The sequence below is a fragment of the Prosthecobacter sp. genome, from assembly GCF_049294395.1.
Taxonomy (GTDB): Bacteria; Verrucomicrobiota; Verrucomicrobiia; order Verrucomicrobiales; family Verrucomicrobiaceae; genus Prosthecobacter.
Genome location: NZ_JBAQCR010000243.1, coordinates 81,738 through 101,184, shown reverse-complemented (window position 1 = coordinate 101,184; position 19,447 = coordinate 81,738). Strand labels below are relative to the sequence as shown.

Here is a 19,447-nt window from a genome sequence, read left to right as displayed (position 1 = left end):
CCACAGAGGCACGATGAGCGCAGAGATCTGAAGCCGGTCTTGATTGCAAACCTCTGTGTCCATCGTGCCTCTGTGGTTGAAAACAGGCCCCCTTCTGTCCAGACCCATTTTTAACTGCTCATGGTATGACACACGCTGACAGCAAATTTTTACTTCGGGGAGAGGGTCGGGGTGAGGGGACTACAGGCCGCCTTCGCCTGCTTGGGATGCAGCCTCCTCTTCACTCACTTCCCATCCGCCTTCCCCGGCACCCGCGGATCATTCGCCGGATAAAACAGCTTCTTCTCTCCATCAAAATAGATCGCTTGGCACGCCCCAAACCCCTCGGACTCCGCCAGCTTATGCCCCAGCGCTTTCACTCGCGTGAGCGTGCCCTCGCCAAAAGCCTTCTCAATCTTCAGCTCGTCCGGATTCCACTGATGGTGAAATCGCGGCTCCGCCAGCGCCTCCGCCGGCAGCATGCCGTCATCAATGATGTGCGTCAGCAGCAGCAGCGCCTGTGTGATGATGGTAGGTCCACCCGCCGCTCCGGTCACGATCACCGGCTTGCCATCCTTGAGCACAATCGTGGGGCTCATGCTCGAAAGCGGCCTCTTCCCCGGAGCCACCGCATTGGCCTCCGCTCCCACCAGCTTGAAGGCATTCGGAACTCCAGGCTGCACCGCAAAGTCATCCATCTCATCATTCATGAGCACCCCCGTCCCCGGAATCACCACCTTGCTGCCAAAGCCGGTGTTGATCGTCTGATTCAGCGCCACCCAGTTGCCCTCGGCGTCTGCCGTGCAGAGGAAAGTGGTGTGCTTGCCGAAAACGTCCCCCTCCCAGTGCGGCGGCATGTTGTGCCCTGAAACAGCGGCGGTGTGGTCCAGATCAATCTTCTTCGCCAGTTCCGCCGCATAGGCAGGATCCACGAGCCCCTTCGGCACCGGCGCAAAATCCGGATCCCCCAGCCAGTAGGCGCGATCCGCAAACGCCAGCTTCATCGCTTCCGTGATCACATGAATCCGGCTGCTCGCCCGGAAGTGGCGGATGGGAAAATGCTCCAAAATATTGAGGATCTGCGCCACATGCACCCCGCCCGAACTCGGCGGCGGCATCGTGATCAGTTCGTAGCCACGATACTTCGATCGGATCGCCGCCCGCTCAGGCGCTTGATAGCCGGCAAAATCCTGCGCCGTCATGATGCCGCCATGGGCCACCATCCATTTGCCAGTCTTTTGCGCAAATTCACCGCCATAGAACCATTCGATCCCGTCTGCCGCCACAGACCGGTAAGTTTTTGCGAGGTCGCTTTGGACCAGCAGCTGCCCTTTCTCCAGCGGCTTGCCATCCTTGAGGAAGATGGCGGCGGAGGATGGAAACTTCGCGAGTTTGGCCGCCGTCGCCGCCAGCTTGCGCGCATACACCGCATCAATCTCGAACCCCTTTTCCGCAATGTCGGCGGCTGGCAGCAGCACATCGGCCAGCTTGAGCTTTCCATGCTTCGCTTGCGCAGCAGCACAGGCTTTCAAATATCCCGGCACTCCGGAGGCCAGCGCCCCAGTCTTGCTGGCTTCATCATCCAGTTTGCCGTTGATCACATACATGTCGCGGCTTGCCTTGGCCGGCGCCATTTCGCGGCCATCGATGCACGTCACCGTGCCATCTGCCGCATGAATGACAAAGAAGCAGCCCCCGCCGATGCCGGAGTTGTGCCCGTCCACCACGCCCAGCGTCAGTCCCGCCGCAATGGCCGCATCAATGGCATTCCCACCCTTTTCAAACGCCTGCTGGCCCGCCTCAGTCGCCAGCGGATGCACGGTCGCGATGGCGTGTTTCGGGAAGGCTGCATCTGCGGCAAACAGTGCCGGTTGGGCGAGCAGGACAAGAGCGGCCAGTACTTTCATACCGCCAATGCTAGTCGCCGCAGTGGATGCGTCGAATCAAAAAGGCACCCCAAATCAGATGGGATCGCTTCAGGACTGCGCACTGCGCTTCCAGCTCAGCCATGCGTGCCGGTAGGTGAAAGCCATGGCCATGATTCCTGCAAACAGAAGCAAGGCCCGGCTGGGTTCGGGCACCGCGATCACACTGCTCATGGCAGTCCCCGGCACCGTCAGATCCAGCGTGCCAGCCTTGTCAGGTTCCGTCGCACCCACAGCCATGGCGGCAGCTATGCTGCAAGCTAACCAGTAACTAAAGGAACGGATGGACATTAATTTAAAATAATCTTTATCAGGTCTCCCCCGGTTCAAACAAGGTTTTTTTTGTTCCGAAATTGATGCACAACTCTCAATTTCAGCTCCTTGCTCGGTATTGATTAAGTTATTTGCCGAGTTTCTCAATAACTGCCTTCTCGCTTGCGCCTGCCCTGCGCCTCCGCCATGACTACGGCCCCCCAATTCCGGCATCTTATCCATCATGTCCAACGTCAGTACTCCGCGTGTCATCAACATAGGCTTGGCAGGTTTAGGCAATGTGGGGGCTGGAGTGTTCAAGAATCTGCAAAAGAATCGCTCCCTCATCGGTCAACGCATCGGTGCCGAACTTCGTGTCGCCAAGGTCGCCGTCCGTGACCTTTCCCGTCCCCGCGATGTGGAGGTGCCCCCAGCCATGCTCACCACAGACTGGAAGGACCTCGTCAATGATCCTGCCATTCCCGTGATCGTCGAACTCATCGGCGGCACCACCTCTGCCTACGATCTGGTCGCGGCGGCCTTGCGGGCCAAAAAAATTGTCGTCACCGGCAACAAGGCCCTCCTGGCCGAGCGCGGAAAAGAACTCTTCGCCCTTGCGGAGGAATGCAGTGTGCCCATTTACTTTGAGGCCGCCGTCGCAGGCGGGATTCCCATCATCCAGGTCCTCCAGGAAGGGCTGGTGGGAAATCACATCCGCTCCATTCACGGCATCATCAACGGTACCTGCAATTACATCCTCACCCGCATGTCCCAGGCCGGCCTCAGCTATGCTGATGCTCTGCAGGAGGCTCAGGACAAGGGTTATGCCGAGGCAGATCCCACCCTCGATGTCAGCGGCTGGGATGCCGCCCACAAGGCCATCATTCTCGCCTCCCTGAGCTACGGATTCTGGATTCCGCAGGACAAGGTTCATGTGGAAGGCGTGGACCGCGTGAACATCACCGACTTCCGCTTCGCCGAACGTCTTGGCTACACCATCAAGCTGCTTTCCGTCATCCGTGCAGATGAAAACGGCCTCGTCGAGGTGCGCACGCAGCCCTCTCTGGTGCCTCTCTCTCACGTCCTCGCAAATGTCAGCGGTGCCTTCAATGCCGTGCTCGTCAATGGAGATGTTGTGGGCGAGACCCTGTTCTACGGACGTGGCGCCGGTCAGGACCCGACCAGCAGCAGCGTCATCAGCGATCTCTGCGAAGCCGCCGCCGTTTTGATGCACGGAGCCCGCCACAGCGGCTTTGTGCCGCATGGCCTCTACGGCAAATCCAAACCCGTGGATGACACCGTCTCGCATTACTATCTACGGCTGACGGTTGATGACGTTCCGGGGGTGCTGGCTCAGGTCGCCACAGTACTTGGCGAGCGTGGGATTGGTATTTCTTCCATGATCCAGCCGGAAGATCTCGAAGACACCAGCGGAGAAACGTCACTCGTGCTCATGATTCACGATGCACGTCTGGGAGACATGAAGTCGGCTCTCGCCGCCATCAGTCAGCTCAAGTGTGTGCGGGGTGAGCCAAGCTGGATGCGCGTGGAAACTTTGCAGAGCTAGTGATTCGATCGGCAAATCTAACGCCGGTTAAAAATGGGCGTGGAATGCAGCTCTAAAAATGAGAAGATACGTTTCATGAAAATCGCCCTCTCCAATCTCGCAACTCTTGTTGGGGGGACTGTGTTGTGCGGTGATCCCGACGGGCAGATCACAGGTTTTGCATCCTTGAAAGAAGCCATTCCCGGCGATCTGAGTTTCTTTCACGACCCACGCTACAACGAGCGGCTGGTCAACACGAAGGCCAGCGCCATTCTCGTGCCCCTCGGTTGGAAAGAGTTTCCACCCAACGCCTCCTGCATCGAAGTCTCAGATCCTTCACGCTGCTTCGAGAAGATCGTGGAAACGTATGGCTTCCAGCCCGCCCCCTTTGCACCCGGAGTCCACCCGTCCGCAGTGGTCGCAGAAGGTGTCAAATTTGATCCCGCTCAAGTGTGCATTGGGCCCAATGCCGTCATCGAATCGGGTGTGGAGCTCGCAGATGAAGTGGAGGTCGGCCCCGGTTGTTTTGTCGGCCGCAATGTCATCATCGGCAAAGGATCCCGCCTCCATGCAAATTCCACCGTGCATGCCGAATGCGTCCTCGGAGAAAATGTGTTTCTTCACTCCGGTGCCGTCATCGGTGCCGATGGGTTCGGCTATGAATTTGGTAACGGACGCCATCGCAAAGTGCGTCAGGCAGGCATCGTCCAAATCGACAGCGACGTGGAGATCGGCGCTGGCAGCACGATCGATCGCGCACGCTTTGGCCGCACCTGGATCGGGGAGGGCACCAAGATCGACAACCTCGTGCAGATCGGTCACAACGTGGTCATCGGCAAACACTGCATCGTCGTTGCCTGCACCGCCATTGCCGGCAGTGCGGTCATTGGGGATTATGTGGTGATCGCCGCCCAGGTGGGCATCGCCGGGCATGTGCATGTGGGCTCGCAGAGCACCTTGGCCGCACGCTGCGGTGTCACCCGTGACCTGCCCGGCGGGCAGACCTATCTCGGCTTTCCAGCCATCCCCGTGGGTGAAGAAAAGCGCCGTCTGGCCGGCATCAATCGCCTGCCCCAGTTGGTGGCACGGGTGAAGGAACTCGCCGCCCAGATTGCCGGCGGCAAGTCGGCCTGATCACGCAGGGCACTTCATTCAACAGTTTGTCGAAAAAAGCTTGGGCCCACCGCGCTTGATCAGTCCCCTCTGAGCAGGCGCACAATCTCTTCCCCTTCGCTCCACAACATCGCAAACGCAGCGTACGTTTTGTAGTCCCGCCTTCAGGCGGTTCCGGACGAACGTCCACAAAATGACGTCACTCATGCACCAGTGACACTTGGGTTCTGATGTCAGTTGGTTCAGCAATTTTCAGTAGTGTAGCCCAACGCAACGCTCTTGATCTGGCCGGAGAGGGATCATCCTGATCCCTCCACACTCCGCTTCCTCCATCGCTCCGAACAAGCATCTTAGTCAGCACCCAGTGCATTCTACCGAAGCCTGACGCAACGCTCTGCGTTGGCAGGAGCATGCTCCCTCTGCATCTCTGCCCCTTTGCGGCAAAATCGAACGTCTCATCCACTTCGAAACACCCCGTCACCGAGTCCGCTTTTCGAAAATCCGTTTTGGAAAAATCCTGCCGCCCCACAGCTCGTCGTTTGAGCATCACCTGCCGCATCCCTCCTGCTTCCACAAAATCTCCGAGACACCTGATGCGCGTTCTCATCACTGCACCTCCGCACCACACCAGCCCCAAAGGGGCTTCGTAACATAGCGAAGGGTTGCTGAGCCTTGGCGAGGCTACCCTGGTAATCCGCGCCCCCTCCGGAAAGCAAACCCAGCACTCTGCCACACCCCACGCCCACCAGCAGCGTCTGCAATTCGCTCCGCCGCACGACCTCCCACGACATTCAAGTCTCCCACCACTTCCTAATATCAACCCATCGCCTTACCGGCTTCCCACCCAATCGCTCACCAAAAACCCCACTGCTGCGTCTTCATCACATACAGCCCCAGCGCCAGATTCCCCACCGCGTGCATGAACACACACGCCCCCAGGCTCTTCGTGCGCACCGCCACAAAATAAACCAGCGCCCCCCACACGAACGCTCCCACATAGTCCTCCGTGTTGTGAATCAGCATCACCGCCAGCGTCACAATCCAAAACACCTTCCACCGGTGCGTGCCAAAAGGAACGCGCTCAAACCGCTCGTCCTCCGTCATCAGATAGCGCATCAAAAATCCACGCCAGAACAACTCCTCCACGAACGGCACCACCAGCACCATGCGCGCAAAGCGCATGCCCACCACCAGACTGAACCACAGCGGTGACCCCTGCGCGATCGTCGGATCAAACCCCTCCTGGCGCTCCGCAAGTCCCAGCCACTTCCACCACGCCGCCGGCTCATGCCCTTGCTGGATCAAGCTCTCACGCAGCACCGACGGCGCCACCCAAACAGCGATTCCAACCAGACCCAGTGTGAACGCCAGTCCCAGACCCCGCCACGGTCTGAACGTGTAGTGCTGCCGAAACCACACCAGCACCAGCGCGCAGACCACCGTTTGCAGCGGATAGGCCCAGTGCTCCGGCGCACGCACGTGCCAGGGCAGTTCGGAATTTTCGATGCGAAACAGCCCGGGCACACCGTTCAGCAGTGTGAACAGCAGCAGGGGCAGCACGTAAGCTGCTAGGTTCGAGGCGCGCAGGCGTGCAAGCATCAGGTCGGGCAGTTTAAGGCAGTGCCAGATCCTTCGCACGGTCATTGTTTAGCAGCCACTTGGAGCAGCCCTTCAAATACATCCGGTTCCAGATGGAGAGCGTGCCTGCACCCGTCGCCATCAGCGCGATCACACGGTTGGAAATGTACTCCATCATGTTGCTGAATCGGCCGGGATGATCCGCCTTGAGCTGCGTGCCACGTTCATAAAAAGCCACGATGCGGCCGTCGTAGAAATACTCGATCAGCTCATGCCACGCCTCATGCCAGGCACGCTGGCGTTGCTCATAGCGGCCCAGCTCCTTCGCCAGCCGCTCCGGTGAATCGAGCAGCTTCTCGCCATGCTTGGCAAACATCGCGCTGAGAGACTCCGCCGAGTCCAGCGCCAGAAACACCCCGGGCGAAAGCATCGGATCCACAAACCCAAACGCATCTCCTGCCGACACCCAGCCCGGCCCCTGCGCACGGTCTGAAATGAGCTGATAATTGGTGTAGGTGTAAACATCCGTCACGCGCTCTCGGTGGGCCGTCAGCGGTGAAAGCACCGGATCAGTCGCCAGCACTCGATCCAACCGTTCCTCACCATTGGCGCCAAACTCCGGCAGCGCCTTGGGATTCATCACAATGCCGAAGCTCAGTTTGTCCGGCAGCGGAATCCGCCAGCTCCAGCCCCACGGGTGGTACATGATCGCGATCTGCCCCGGCTCATACGGATGTTCGATCCCGGTGAAGTGCGCAAAGTGCGCCGTATCCCGGCGCTGCCCGGTGGCCGCCTTGATGCCCAGCAGCTTCGCTGAGGTTCGCGCCCGCCCGCTGCAGTCAATGAGCAGATCCGGCTTTGCGCCATCACAGTAACCACCGGCCTCCAGCGCCGCCGCATCCAGCTCCAACTCAGACCTGCCACCCGGATGCGCCACCAGTCCGGCTCGATGTTTCACAAACTTCACGCCCAGCTCCTTGGCGTAATCCTTCAACACATCATCAAAACCGGGGCGCGGCACATTGTACGCGTACGGTGGAAGGCGGCCCTCCACAGACCGGAAATTGAAGTTCATGCGCGTGCCCAGATGATGCAAAAAGCTCGCACCCGGCTTGAACTGCGAGATCGCAGCCACCCGGTCTTCAATGCCCATCCGTTGCAGAATCGCCACGATCGCGGGAATGAGCGACTCGCCCACCAGCAGCGCCGGACGTTTTTCATCATCATAGACCAGCGTTTGGATGCCTTGTCGGGCCAGCATCGCGGCGAGCGCGCTGCCGGCAGGTCCGGCTCCGAGAATGGCAATGCGGGGAGATGATCTCATGAGTCAATAGCGGCGAAGTTTGCCGCTGGCGGTCAGCGGCAGTTCGGAAACAAAAGTGTAGAACAGCGGGACTTTGTACGCGGAGAGTCGCTCCTGGCAAAGTTTTCTCAACTCCATCGCCGCTGGCGGCGCCTCGGCGTTTTGAGGAATGATTTCTGCCGCAGGCATGGCTCCCAGCGCGGGATGAGCACGACCTGACACTCGGGCGGCCTTGACCCCCGCATGGCTGCACAGCACCGCCTCCACCTCTTCCGGAAAGCACTTCAGTCCGCCCACATTGATCACGCTGCGCACCCGGCCGCGCAGATAGAGACAGCCGTCCTCATCCATTTCGGCAATGTCTCCCGTGGGAAACCAGCCGTCTCGCAAAACACTTTCGCGCGGCTGCCACGGCGTCAGATACGCATCAAACACCCCCGGACCGCGCAGCAACAGTTCGCCGTCATCCAGCTTTACTTCAAACGCTGGCAGTGGCTGGCCGATGGAAGTCGGCTTGTCCTTCGCATGCTGCAAATTCAGGATGGGCAGCCCGGCTTCAATGATGCCCATGCCCTGCGTGAGATGCAGCCCCGTTTTGCCGGCAAACAGCTCCGCCACTTCAGTCGTCAGCGCAAACGCCGTCGAAACCGCAAGCCGCAGCGCACCCAGGCTGGCGGCATCAGGCAGGCCGGAAAGCATCGTGTAATGATAAGGCGATCCGTACATCACCGTCGCTCCATGCGCCTGCATCATCTCAATCATCACCTTGGGGTCGCTCGCCGGCGCGAGGATCGTGGTGGCTCCATGATACAAATAAAGCACGATGGAAACCGCAAAGTGATGCGCCATCGGCAGCACCCAGAGCACGCGATCCTGTGGGCTGATTCGCAATCCCTCGTTCGCCGCCGTGATGCGCGCCAGCAGCGTCTCATGCGAAATCACGATCCCTTTCGATGCCCCCGTGGTGCCGCTGCTGAAACGGATAAACGCCGGGTTCAAAGCCTCAAGCGCTCCTTCATCAAAAGCCGGCGGCGCATCATGCACCACCGCTTCCACCCGCCACTCCTCCGCACTCTGTGCGTGCACGATGCCATCCAGCGCTGTCGCCTTGGCCAGTTGCGCACGCTCGCTGACTGTCAGTTCGTTCGGGATCGGCACAAAGCATGCGTTCTGCTGCAAAATCGCCAGCGCCACCACGATGTAGTCTGCCCCGCTCGGCGCATTCAGCCCGATGCGTGGCCTTGCCTTCTTCGGCCAGTTCGCATCTCCATTCAAACGGCCCGCACACTCCTTCATGCGCGCCTCCAGTTCACCAAACGTAAGCTGCAGTTCCGGGCTGACCACGGCGGAATGCGTGGGCGTGCTGCGTGCAAAAATAAGATCGACGATGTTCACTTGGCGGTTTCCAGTTGGCTCAAAATGCTTCGCACCTGCGGTGCCAGGTCGGCGGTGTCTTGTTCAGGAAAAGTTGCGGCAATGCCCGCCGCCTGCCCGGTGGCCAGCGCCGTGCCCATGACCCGCGTGCTCGCCTGCGCCCGATGTGTCGAGGAAATGCAGCGTCCCGCGATGAACACGTTCTTCAAATCACGCGCACGCAGCGCCTCCAGCGGAATGCCACAGGCCTTCGCCTCCTTCGGATACAGCAGTCGCGCTCCCCGCGCCGTCTCCCGCAGCTCCATCGGCCACGTCGCATTCGCAACCGCATGCGCATCGTTCCGGCTTTCGAGAATGTCTTCCTCCGTTAAAACAACTTCCCCAATCCATCGTCGGCTTTCCCGGATGCCAGCGCGCACGGGCAGCGTCGTGATCCGCGCTTGGCTGAAACCTTCCAGGTTTGCCTTCAAATGCTCCACGATCGCAAAAGTCACTTCACGTCCCAGCATCTCGATCTCCGTCAAGCTGCGCGCATCCGTCGCATCAAAAGAATCTCCTGGCAGATCAACCGTCAGGAACGCTTCATTCAAAGCCGAACTGGCGCGGAAATGCGCACCCGCCGCCTCAGCCGGAAGCTTTTTCTCCTGAATCGCACGCACCAGACATCCGGCGATTTTCAATGGCCCATCGCCAGTGAGGACAGCCGCATCCACATCACCGAGTCCCACAATATAAGCCGGACGTTGCAGCTCATGCTCCGGCGTCTGATCCCAGGGATGGTTCGCAAATGCCGCCACCACCGCATCCCCGCTGGCATCCACCAGAGTTCGCGGCCTCACCTTCCAGGTCGTGCCCCGGCATTGCAGCGTCACTTCCGTAATATGCTTATTTTCGACCCCGCATCCGGCGACCTCGGTGTGTAACAAAACCTGCAGTTTTTGCTGAATCCGACACAACTTGTCCAGATACAAAGCCAGCCTTTGCGGCTGATGCATCAGCACATCCACCCTCCCCATTCTCACCGGCCCGTGACCAATACCTTGTGCCAGCAGATCCCGCTCCAGCTCAACCGGCAGCCCCGGATTGGCAATACGAGGTGCTGCGTCTGGCGTCGCCGGCAGCTCATACAAACCACAGAATGAATGTACTAAAGAAGCCGTGCCTGCTCCGCCCAGAATGCCATGACGTTCCACCAGAAGCGTCTCCGCGCCACAACGTGCCGCCGCCAAAGCCGCCGCCACGCCTGCGCTGCCTCCGCCGATGATGAGAACGTCGGGATTCATGGCTGCATCATTCACCGAGAAGATCAGAACGCCAGCGTTCCCGCATCAGCTCCGTCTCAAATTCACTCAGGCAGGTGTCCAGATAGCTCACCGTCACTGTCAGCTGGTCCTGGCATTCACTCACAAACAACCCGCTGCCCGGGGGTGCATTCACCGTCGGCAGGTGGATGGCATTGACGATCTCCCCACCGCAGAATGTGGTCATGCCTTCACCAAAACTGCCGGTGTAGGCGTGATAACAGGAGGCAATTTCACCTCTTTGCGCAAATCGGACCATGTCCAGCATCGTCTTGCCCGGCATGCGCCTCGTGAGCATCTGCAGCGAATTGAACGACAGGTGCCGCTTCAGTTTGAGATGTTCCATGTGCTGTTTCATGAGCACCTTGCTTGCAGCGCCCAGGGCACAGAGGTCGGCATCCTTCAGAATGAAGAAGAACATCGACATATGATTTTGGAAAATCGCCGTGCGCCCCGCGCTGTCCTTCGGACGCTGTTGCACTGGCATGGTCACCGCATATGACAGGTCAGAGTTCCCCCGTGATTGAAACACTGCCTGATGGCAGCGTGCGGCCAGTCCCGCATAGAAAAACGTGCGCATCATGTCCCCACCTATCTTGCTGAGTGTGAGCTTGATCCGCGCTGTTTCCTCCTTGGAAAACGTCTCCCACCGGCAGCAGCGGCGTCCGCTGACGACCTTGCCCTTGCTCACGGAAACAAACGGCTCCACTCCCAAATTCATGAGGTGCCTGCCACAGCTTTCACTTTCCTGAAACAGCTTCCACCACGGCTTGTCATTTTTCACGACTGGCTGCTGCGGCGAAACAGCCTGCGGATCCTCCCACACTTCATTCATGTGCTTGAAGAGCAGTTCCACCCCGGTGCCGTCCAGCAGCAGGTGTGACCAGTTCATCAGGATCGACCACGTTTGATCACTCGTGCGCACCACGTCCAGGCGAACGTGCGGTGGCCCCAGGGATGAGCGTACATGGCCCTGCATCCTTTTGCTTCGCAATGCAGAGATCGACTCAATCACGGAGTCTTCGATTCCTTCGACACCCCTCACACGATGGAATTCAATCGGAATGGCTGCGGCTTCCCCCGAGCATTCCCAATAGGGCAAGCCAAAGACACCATTCTTGCACAGCGTTGCATGCAGCAGCGGCAGGCGTTTCGGCAGTTCCGCCGCCAACCAGCGCAGGCGCCCGGCATCCGGCTGCCCGCTGACCTGAATCTCGCTCAAGGCATCCAGTCCGCGTCCGTCCGCAGACCGTGCGAGGTGATCCAGCGCCACGACAAAGCCATCGGTGCCGGAGATGGGATACTGCGGGATTCCAGAAGTGATCATGCCGCTTGCCCCATCACCAGCGCCGCCATGGCCTGTCCGCTGCGAAAATTGGCGCGGCTCAGTTCCGTCGGTTCCACCTTCTTGCCGAATCGTTCTTCGAGATGCATCACCAGCTGCATTACCCCCATCGAATCCAGCCCCGCCTCAAAGAAATCCGCCTCGGCACCGAAATCAGCAGGCAGATCAGGCAGAACGGTTTCACGCACGAGTTCGATCATGCTGCCGGGAGAGAGGTCGGTGGTGTCTGTCATGAATGCTTTTTATGCACGGGAGGGGGCTGGGTTGCAACTGCGCAGCTCGGACATCCAACACCCTTATAGACAGCAGAAGTCCTTCGTAGTAGAATACTTTTATGACACTCGTTTTACCAGACGACCCGGTAACGGCTTCCTTCAGCCCCAAGGACTTGCTGCTGGAACTGGCTTGCGCCCTCTACGCACGGAATCGAGTGAGCATGTCACAAGGCGCTCGGATGGCAGGATTGGAGAGGATGGACTTTCAGGAAGCCCTATGTGATCGGGATATTCCCGTTCACTATTCCACAGAAGATCTGCAGACTGATATGGAGTCAATCCAAGCCTTGCTGTCTGCATGATTGTCATAGCCGACACCTCGGTGTTGCTGAATCTCGCGCTTGTTGGTCAGGTTCAGCTTTTGCGTGCGTTGTTTGGCTCCGTCATCATTCCTCTTGCGGTGCAAACCGAGTTTGAACGGCTCTCTGCCTCGGGCGGACGATTTGCAGGATTAATCCTGCCGAATTGGGTGCTGGTGAAGTCATTTCAACAACTGAGCACCACTGATGAAGCCCTCGAACGGCTTGATCCTGGCGAATTTGCAGCCATCAGCCTCGCCATCGAATTGCATGCGGATGCATTGCTTATGGATGAAAGCGAGGGACGTGCCGTTGCTCAGGCGCACGGCCTCCGGACCATTGGCATACTCGGCGTCCTCATAAAGGCTCGTACCACCGGCCTTTTACCGGCCATAAGACCCGTGTTAGAAGACTTGCGCATTCGAGCCAAGTTCCGCCTTGGCGACGCTCTGGTGCGTCATGCTTTGTCCATGTGTCAGGAATAAACACTGGAGCTTTGTATCACGGATACTCATGCCCCAGATTATCATCTGTGATGATCTTGGCACCACCCCAGGCGGACTCCATGGCCGGGCGCCGGCACCAGTGCCACATGTTGCCGGGGACGGGAAGGGCTTCACCCTTGAGGAAGTCGAGCACGCCTTCGATCTGATCGGCGGCGATGACTGGCTGACCATCAATATGATAAGCTGCGAGAACTTTCTGCCACCGTTCCCGATTCGGTTCCAGCGGCGCATTGCTGGCCAGACAGTGATTCATGATCATCATCGTGTGCGGAAACACCTCCATGCCGGTGCGTGCAGCACGAGGTGACTCGGTGCAGTTCCAGAAGGCGATGCCGTCGGGGCCGAGGTGCGCTTTGACCTCGGTCAAGAACTCGCGTGAGAGCAGGGCTGAGGCGAACTCACGCCAGTGATGCGTGGTGTTCATCACGATGGCGTCAAAACGCGCATCGGGATGCTGTCGCAGCCAGCGCCGTCCGTCGTCGATGACGAGTTCGAGCTTGGGATTGGTGAGCAGACTGGCGACTTCAGGACGCGCACGGATGAGATCGAGGTAGCCATGGCTGAGCTCAATGGCGGTGACCTTTTTCACCTGGGGATGATTGACCAAAATTTGCGTCCACGATCCGCTGGCGACACCGATGACGAGGACGTTTTCAATGCGATCCCGCACGGCGGAAAGGAAGTAGGGGCGCACGAGCCAGGACTTCGGTTCCAGTTTCGTGCCGATCATTCCGTCATACGCTCCGTTGCCATAAACGGCACCACTGGTGTCCACCGTGATGACGCCGTGGCGTGATTCGATGGTCTGGGCGAAGTGCATGCCGTATTTGAAGTCATGCTTGTACTGAAGGCGCTCGTAAAAGCCTTGGAAGGTGCCCACAGCGACGGCAATGACGCAAAGCGGCTGCAAGCGCTGCTGAAGGGGCAGCTTAAAACGACCAATGGATTCAGCCCAGAGCCACGAAACGAGCAGCAATGCCACGCTGAGCATCTGCATGCTCATCCATTCCATGAACAGAAAACCGGTGAGCAGGCTGCCGGTTCCGGAGCCGATGATGTTGGCCAAATAGAGCCAGGACAGGCGGCTTCCAGTGTCTTTGTTGGGAGGAATCGCCGCCTGGCAGAGCAGGGGGAAAGTGACTCCCAGCAACGTGCCTGCTGCGATCACAAGGTAGAACCCATATTCCCAATAAGCCTGCGTCGCCATGATGGCCGTGAGCGGAGCAATCATGAAAGCACCCACACTCGAAAGGAGAACCCAACGCCCAAACTTGAGCCGCAGGTCTCGGGTTTGTTTTAGAGTCCAGGGACTTAGCAGCGAACCCAGCGCGAGTCCGAGCAGATAGCTGCCGAGCATGTAGCCAAACACAGGGGCCTTGGAGGCGCTGGCAAAGTTGAAAACCCGGGACCAGATGATCTCCCAGGAGAGAGCTAGAAAGCCGGAAAGTGCAGACCATAGCAAAGCGGTGCGGAAAGGAATCTCGCATCCCGCATTGGCCGCAGGTTGCTTTGCATTGTCTGCCGACTCTGCAGCGGGTTTTCTCAAGACGAGCAGCACAATGAGAGCAGCGGCGGCATTCAAGCAGGCGGCGATGCGTGTGGTGCCGCTCATGCCGAAGCTGCCGAGCAGCCAGTGTGCGGCAATGAAAGCACCGAGCGCAGCACCGAGCGTGTTCACAAAGTAGAGGCGGCTCACACTTTGACCCACGTGGGCGGTGTCGCGCACCTGATGCGCCACCAGCAGCGGCAGCGTGGCCCCCATGAGCAAAGTGGGCAGAAAGACGAGCAGGAAAACCAAGGCGCCCGTGGTGAGGCCATGGGACTGCACGGAAGTCAGCGCACCGACGGCGTCGAACAGCTTCAATGAAATGAGGCCATAGGCACCCACGCCGAGTTCCGCGAGACCGAACAGCAGCACGAGCGGTGTGCGCGTCGATTTGGAAATCCAGCCACCTGCAATGCTGCCGATGCCGAGTCCGGCGAGGAAGGCCGCCACGACCATCGCCACGGATTCGACGTTGCTGCCGTAGATCGTCAGCAGCGCACGCTGCCAGACGAGCTGGTAAATCAGCGCTGAAATGCCTGAAAGGATGAAAACGCCATGCAGAATGATGGCGTGGAGGCGGCGTGACATGGGATCACTCGAAGCCGTTGGCGCGCAGGAAGGTCAGGCTGTTGGGAATCTGCTCCAGAGAGGAGGGGGATTCGTCTTCGATGAAATAATGCTGCACGCCATTCTTGCGGGCGGCGGCAAAGATGGCTTTCCAGTCCATCTGGCCGGTGCCGAGAGTGACATCGTTGGCCACGTCGGTCTTGCCGGTGAGGAAGCCTGTGGCGACGCCTTTCTTCAAGTCCTTGAGATGCATGAGCTTCCAGCGGCCGCTGTATTTTTCCAGCAGCTTCACAGGGTCCTGGCCTGGGAACACAATCCACAGGATGTCCATCTGCATGGAGACAAATTCGGGCTTCGTTTCCTTCAGGAAGAGATCGAGCAACGTGCCATCACCGTAGGGTTCGAACTCGAAACCGTGGGCGTGGTAGAACATCGTGATGCCTTCCTTTGCCAAAGCCTCACCGGCTTTGTTGAAAACCGCGATGGCATCGCGACACTCGGCTTCGTCAAAGCTGTCCTTGTGGTCGATCCAGGCGCAGCCTGCATACTTGAGGCCGAGGGTCTTGGCCTCCTTCACCACGTTGTCGAGATCGTTCTTGTAGCGCGCGTAGGGGAAGTGGCTGCTGATGGCCTTCAGGCCGCGCTGTTCCAGCTCAGCTTTGAACTGCTCTACATTGAGATTGTAGGTGCCTGCCAGTTCGACCTCCTTGATGCCAAACTCCTTCACGCGGTCGAGCGTCCATGGCACACCCCGCAGGGTAAACTGGCTGCGCAGACTGTAGAGCTGCAGACCGGCGGCGTTGGGTGCGTCGGCGGCGAAGATCGGCGCCGTGAGCGCAAGGGCGAGGAAGATGGATTTGAGTTTCATGAGTGGAGGGAAGATTTTTGAAGAATGGGGGAGCGAATGTCACGCCCGAACTTTAAACACGCCGAATTGCCGCAGCAAAGGCACCGTCCATTTGATCATCCGGTGGAAAGCTGTGGCGGAGTTTGACGGGTTCGTAACCTGGGGTGGCTTCGAGGACGCTGGCGACGAGTTGTTCGTTTTCCGCAGGCTCAATGCTGCAGGTGCTGTACACGAGAATGCCGCCTGGTTTGAGGACGCGGAGGCAGTTTTTGAGCAGTTGCGTCTGGGTTTCCACCTGAGCGGTGATGTCTGCGGGCGTTAAACGCCAGCGTACGTCCACACGGCGGCGCATGACGCCGGTGTTGGAGCAGGGGACGTCGAGCAGGATGCGGTCAAATCCGGCATTGGCAAAATCGGGGATCTGCGGGTCAGCCCAGTCGTGCTGCTCGATTTGAGTATTGGCGACATGGAGGCGGTGCAGATTGCCCTCCAGACGGCGCAGGCGGCCCGGAGCGACGTCGCAGGCGATGATCTCGCCGGTATTTTCCATGAGCTGGGCCAGCAGGGCGGTCTTGCCACCTGGGGCTGCACAGGCGTCCAGCACGCGCTGGCCCTGCAGTGGGGCGAGCAGGCGCGGGGCGATGGCGGTGCTGGGATCCTGCATGTACACCCTGCCCACGCTCAAATCTTCACGCGGCAGGTGATCGCAGATGATGAAATCATCCGTCGTCTCGTTCATCTGCGGGTAGAGGCGGTTGATGCGGGCACAGATCGGGGCCGGGACTTGATTCCACTCACAGAGGGCAGTTGTTTTGGCTTCCCCGAAGAGACCGAGCCAGTGCTCAATGAGCCATTTCGGGTGCGAGGTGCGCGTTTCCAGTGGTAGCGTGGCTGTCATGGCCAGCAGTTCTTCCGATTCCCGGCAGGCACGACGCAGGACGGCATTGATGAGGCTGCGCGCGCGACCGGTGGCGGCCACGGTTTCATTCACGGCGGCGTATTCTGACACTTTGAGGATCAATATCTGACACAGGCCGATGCGCAGGCCCCAGCGGCTGCGGTGGTCGAGGTGCTTGTCCTCGGTGATCACGGCGATCCAATGGTCAAGTAGGGAGAGATTGCGCAGTGTGGTGAGGACGATGTCACGCAAAAAGGCGGCATCGGGCAGGCTGAGACCGCAGTCGCGCTGAATGTGGTCCATCAAATCTGCGGCAAAACGTTCTCCGCCGGACCATTCACCCAAAACATCCAGCGCCATGCCTCGGATGGGGACGGTGGGCTGGCGGGAAGAGGAGGGCGGGCGTGGTTGACTCATGGGCTTTACGACTAAGGCGGTGTGGCGCTGGACACAAGCCGCCCTTTGTCTGCGGTGGGAGGAATGATTGACAAACTTCCCGCCCCCGCCTTTATAGATGGCCCCCCGCCTTTTTCACCCGCCCAACCACACCTGACCATGGATTTTATCGCCAAGAACATCGCCGAAGTAGCTCCTTCAATGACTCTTTCCATCACCGCCCAGGCGAAGGCATTGAAGAAGCAGGGAGTGGACGTCCTCAGCTTCGGAGCCGGTGAGCCCGACTTCGACACGCCTGCACCGATCATCGCCGCCGCCATCGAAGCCCTGAATTCCGGCAAAACCCGCTACACCGAAAGCGCCGGCATCCTCGAACTCCGTGAAGCCATTGCTGCAAAGCTGATGGTGGACAACAACGTGCAGTATGAGCCCTCCCAGATCAGCGTGAACTGCGGAGCCAAGCACTCCTGCTACAACGCCATCCTTGCCTGTGTGAATCCAGGTGACGAAGTGATCATTCCTGCCCCTTACTGGACGAGCTACCCTGAGATGGTGCGCCTCGTCGGCGGCATTCCCGTAATCGTCGAAACCAAGCGCGAAAACGGCTGGAAGCTCACTCCGGATGAGTTCGAGGACGCCATGTCCCCGATGACGAAGATGATCATCCTGAACACCCCCGGCAATCCGACCGGCTCCATCTATAGCCGCGAAGAGCTCACTGCCCTGGCCGAGATCGCCGTGGGTGAAGGTATCGTCATCCTGTCTGACGAAATCTATGAGAAGCTGGTCTACGGTGGCAATGAGCACATCAGCATCGCCTCCCTGAGCAAGGACATCTACGACCACACCATCACCATCAACGGCTTCTCCAAGGCTTATGCGATGACCGGCTGGCGTCTGGGCTACACCGCCGCTCCAAAGAAGATCGCCGAAGCCATCGACACCATTCAGAGCCACACCACCAGCAATCCGACCAGCTTTGCCCAGTATGGTGCGCTGGCCGCCCTGCAGATGGATCAGCAGATCGTCAGCGACATGCGTGATGAGTTCGACGTGCGCCGTCAATACATGCTTGGCCGCCTGAACAACATCAAGAACGTGCGCGTGGTCGAGCCAATGGGTGCCTTCTACTTCCTGGTCGACATCGAACCGACGCAGATCAAGAGCGTGAACTTCTGTGAAAAACTGCTCAGCAAGCAGAAGGTCGCCATCGTTCCCGGCGTCGCCTTCGGTGCCGAGCACACCGTGCGTTTCAGCTACGCCACCGGCCTGGACGTGATCAACGCCGGCATGGACCGCTTCGAAGAGTTCTGCAATCAGCACTAATCCCGCACCGTTGCTTTAAACGGCCAGCATCGTCTTCAACTGCTAACCTCCAAACATCATGGGCATCTACAACAACATCGTCGAAACCGTCGGCAAAACACCGCTGGTGAAGCTCAACAAAGTGACCGCCGGCCTCAATGCCACGATCGCTTTGAAGTGTGAATTCTTCAATCCGCTCGGCAGCGTGAAGGATCGTATCGGTGCCGCCATGATCGAGGACGCAGAGAAGCGTGGGATTCTGAAGCCTGACACCGTCATCATCGAACCCACCAGCGGCAACACCGGTATCGCACTGGCTTTTGTCGCTGCTGCCAAGGGCTACAGCCTGATCCTGACGATGCCTGAAACGATGTCCTTGGAGCGCCGCACGCTGCTCGCTCTTCTGGGTGCTGAACTCGTGCTCACGCCTGGTGCGCAGGGCATGAAGGGTGCCATCGCCAAGGCCACCGAACTCGTCGCCTCCACGCCGAACGCTTGGATGCCACAGCAGTTTGAAAATCCCGCCAATCCTGCCATCCACTCGAAAACCACCGCTGAAGAGCTGTGGGCCGACACCGATGGCAAGATTGACATCCTCGTCGCTGCCGTCGGCACGGGTGGTACGATCACTGGCGTGACCGAAGTCCTCAAACCCCGCAAGCCAAGCTTCCAGGCCATCGCCGTCGAGCCTGATGCCTCCCCGGTCATCAATCAGACACTCGCCGGCCAGCCCGTGCAGCCCGGTCCGCACAAGATCCAAGGCACTGGTGCAGGATTCGTCCCCACCAATCTTCACCTCAAAGACAGCGCTGGAAATGCGCAGATCACGGAGTGCATCAAGGTCAGCAATGACGAAGCCTTCGCCATGGCCCGCCGCCTGGCCAAGGAAGAAGGCATCCTCGTCGGCATCAGCACTGGTGCCAACGTGGTCGCTGCCATCGAAGTCGCCAAGCGCCCTGAAAACGCCGGCAAGCTGATCGTCACCGTCGCCTGCTCCACCGGAGAGCGCTACCTCTCCACCGCGCTGGCTGACGAAGCCCGTGCCAAAGTGGGGGCGTAAGCCTCCCAAGGGCAAATGAATCCCGAATGCCA

Annotated in this window: 17 protein-coding genes; 6 read left to right on the top strand and 11 right to left on the bottom strand. The window is 59.1% G+C overall.

What is annotated here, in order from left to right:
- Positions 1-224 precede the first annotated feature (224 nt).
- Both ggt and WAW39_RS17145 read right to left on the bottom strand, forming a co-directional pair.
- Positions 225-1,886 (bottom strand): gamma-glutamyltransferase, encoded by a 1,662-nt coding sequence (gene ggt / locus WAW39_RS17150; protein WP_422320408.1) that lies wholly within the window; start codon positions 1,884-1,886, stop codon positions 225-227.
- A 69-nt stretch (positions 1,887-1,955) separates the two neighbouring features.
- A complete protein-coding gene (locus tag WAW39_RS17145; protein WP_422320407.1) occupies positions 1,956-2,435 on the bottom strand; it encodes a PEP-CTERM sorting domain-containing protein in 480 nt (159 codons plus the stop codon).
- On the opposite strand from WAW39_RS17145, the gene WAW39_RS17140 reads away from it, so the two are divergent.
- Both WAW39_RS17140 and lpxD read left to right on the top strand, forming a co-directional pair.
- Positions 2,401-3,723: a homoserine dehydrogenase gene (locus WAW39_RS17140; protein ID WP_422320406.1), complete on the top strand. Its 1,323-nt coding sequence runs from the start codon at positions 2,401-2,403 to the stop codon at positions 3,721-3,723. The two genes, WAW39_RS17145 and WAW39_RS17140, sit on opposite strands and share 35 nt — an antisense overlap.
- Positions 3,724-3,798: 75 nt before the next feature.
- On the top strand, positions 3,799-4,836 hold the full coding sequence (gene lpxD, locus WAW39_RS17135; protein ID WP_422320405.1) for a UDP-3-O-(3-hydroxymyristoyl)glucosamine N-acyltransferase: 1,038 nt from the start codon (positions 3,799-3,801) through the stop codon (positions 4,834-4,836).
- Positions 4,837-5,667: 831 nt separating this feature from the next.
- Here lpxD and WAW39_RS17130 read toward each other — a convergent pair.
- Genes WAW39_RS17130 through WAW39_RS17105 form a run of 6 tightly spaced genes read right to left on the bottom strand, consistent with a single transcriptional unit; the run spans position 5,668 to position 11,949 of the window.
- Entirely contained in the window at positions 5,668-6,414 is a 747-nt protein-coding gene (locus WAW39_RS17130; protein ID WP_422320404.1) for a CAAX prenyl protease-related protein, read from the bottom strand.
- 13 nt (positions 6,415-6,427) lie between these two features.
- Positions 6,428-7,717, bottom strand: a complete 1,290-nt coding sequence (locus WAW39_RS17125) for an NAD(P)/FAD-dependent oxidoreductase (RefSeq protein WP_422320403.1) — start codon at positions 7,715-7,717, stop codon at positions 6,428-6,430.
- A gap of 3 nt (positions 7,718-7,720) precedes the next feature.
- Positions 7,721-9,091, bottom strand: a complete 1,371-nt coding sequence (locus tag WAW39_RS17120) for a class I adenylate-forming enzyme family protein (RefSeq protein ID WP_422320402.1) — start codon at positions 9,089-9,091, stop codon at positions 7,721-7,723.
- The gene (locus WAW39_RS17115; protein ID WP_422320401.1) at positions 9,088-10,353 is read right to left on the bottom strand and encodes an FAD-dependent oxidoreductase; all 1,266 of its coding nucleotides are present in this window, start codon (positions 10,351-10,353) and stop codon (positions 9,088-9,090) included. Before WAW39_RS17115 ends, WAW39_RS17120 begins: the two co-directional genes overlap by 4 nt.
- 7 nt (positions 10,354-10,360) lie before the next feature.
- The gene (locus WAW39_RS17110; protein WP_422320400.1) at positions 10,361-11,698 is read right to left on the bottom strand and encodes a hypothetical protein; all 1,338 of its coding nucleotides are present in this window, start codon (positions 11,696-11,698) and stop codon (positions 10,361-10,363) included.
- Positions 11,695-11,949, bottom strand: a complete 255-nt coding sequence (locus WAW39_RS17105) for an acyl carrier protein (protein ID WP_422320399.1) — start codon at positions 11,947-11,949, stop codon at positions 11,695-11,697. The genes WAW39_RS17110 and WAW39_RS17105 overlap by 4 nt, the downstream gene beginning before the upstream one ends.
- 101 nt (positions 11,950-12,050) lie before the next feature.
- Between WAW39_RS17105 and WAW39_RS17100 the strand changes: the two genes are divergently transcribed.
- Together WAW39_RS17100 and WAW39_RS17095 are read left to right on the top strand one after the other, a co-directional pair.
- A complete protein-coding gene (locus tag WAW39_RS17100) occupies positions 12,051-12,293 on the top strand; it encodes a UPF0175 family protein (protein WP_422320398.1) in 243 nt (80 codons plus the stop codon).
- Positions 12,290-12,775 (top strand): DUF3368 domain-containing protein, encoded by a 486-nt coding sequence (locus tag WAW39_RS17095; protein ID WP_422320397.1) that lies wholly within the window; start codon positions 12,290-12,292, stop codon positions 12,773-12,775. Before WAW39_RS17100 ends, WAW39_RS17095 begins: the two co-directional genes overlap by 4 nt.
- A 16-nt stretch (positions 12,776-12,791) precedes the next feature.
- Here WAW39_RS17095 and WAW39_RS17090 read toward each other — a convergent pair whose 3' ends face one another.
- The 3 genes from WAW39_RS17090 to WAW39_RS17080 are packed head-to-tail and all read right to left on the bottom strand — an operon-like array spanning position 12,792 to position 17,071.
- Positions 12,792-14,930, bottom strand: coding sequence for a fused MFS/spermidine synthase (locus WAW39_RS17090; protein WP_422320396.1), 2,139 nt, complete (start codon positions 14,928-14,930; stop codon positions 12,792-12,794).
- Between the two features lie 4 nt (positions 14,931-14,934).
- Complete coding sequence (locus WAW39_RS17085; RefSeq protein WP_422320395.1) at positions 14,935-15,777, bottom strand: sugar phosphate isomerase/epimerase family protein; 843 nt, start codon at positions 15,775-15,777, stop codon at positions 14,935-14,937.
- Positions 15,778-15,829: 52 nt separating this feature from the next.
- Positions 15,830-17,071 carry an RsmB/NOP family class I SAM-dependent RNA methyltransferase gene (locus WAW39_RS17080; RefSeq protein WP_422320394.1) on the bottom strand — a complete coding sequence of 414 codons (1,242 nt, stop codon included), beginning with the start codon at positions 17,069-17,071 and terminating at the stop codon, positions 15,830-15,832.
- Between the two features lie 138 nt (positions 17,072-17,209).
- Here WAW39_RS17080 and WAW39_RS17075 point away from each other — a divergent pair, with 138 nt between their 5' ends.
- Positions 17,210-18,376: a pyridoxal phosphate-dependent aminotransferase gene (locus WAW39_RS17075; RefSeq protein ID WP_422320393.1), complete on the top strand. Its 1,167-nt coding sequence runs from the start codon at positions 17,210-17,212 to the stop codon at positions 18,374-18,376.
- A 58-nt stretch (positions 18,377-18,434) separates the two neighbouring features.
- Entirely contained in the window at positions 18,435-19,415 is a 981-nt protein-coding gene (cysK, locus tag WAW39_RS17070) for a cysteine synthase A (protein WP_422320392.1), read from the top strand.
- Positions 19,416-19,447: the final 32 nt, after the last annotated feature.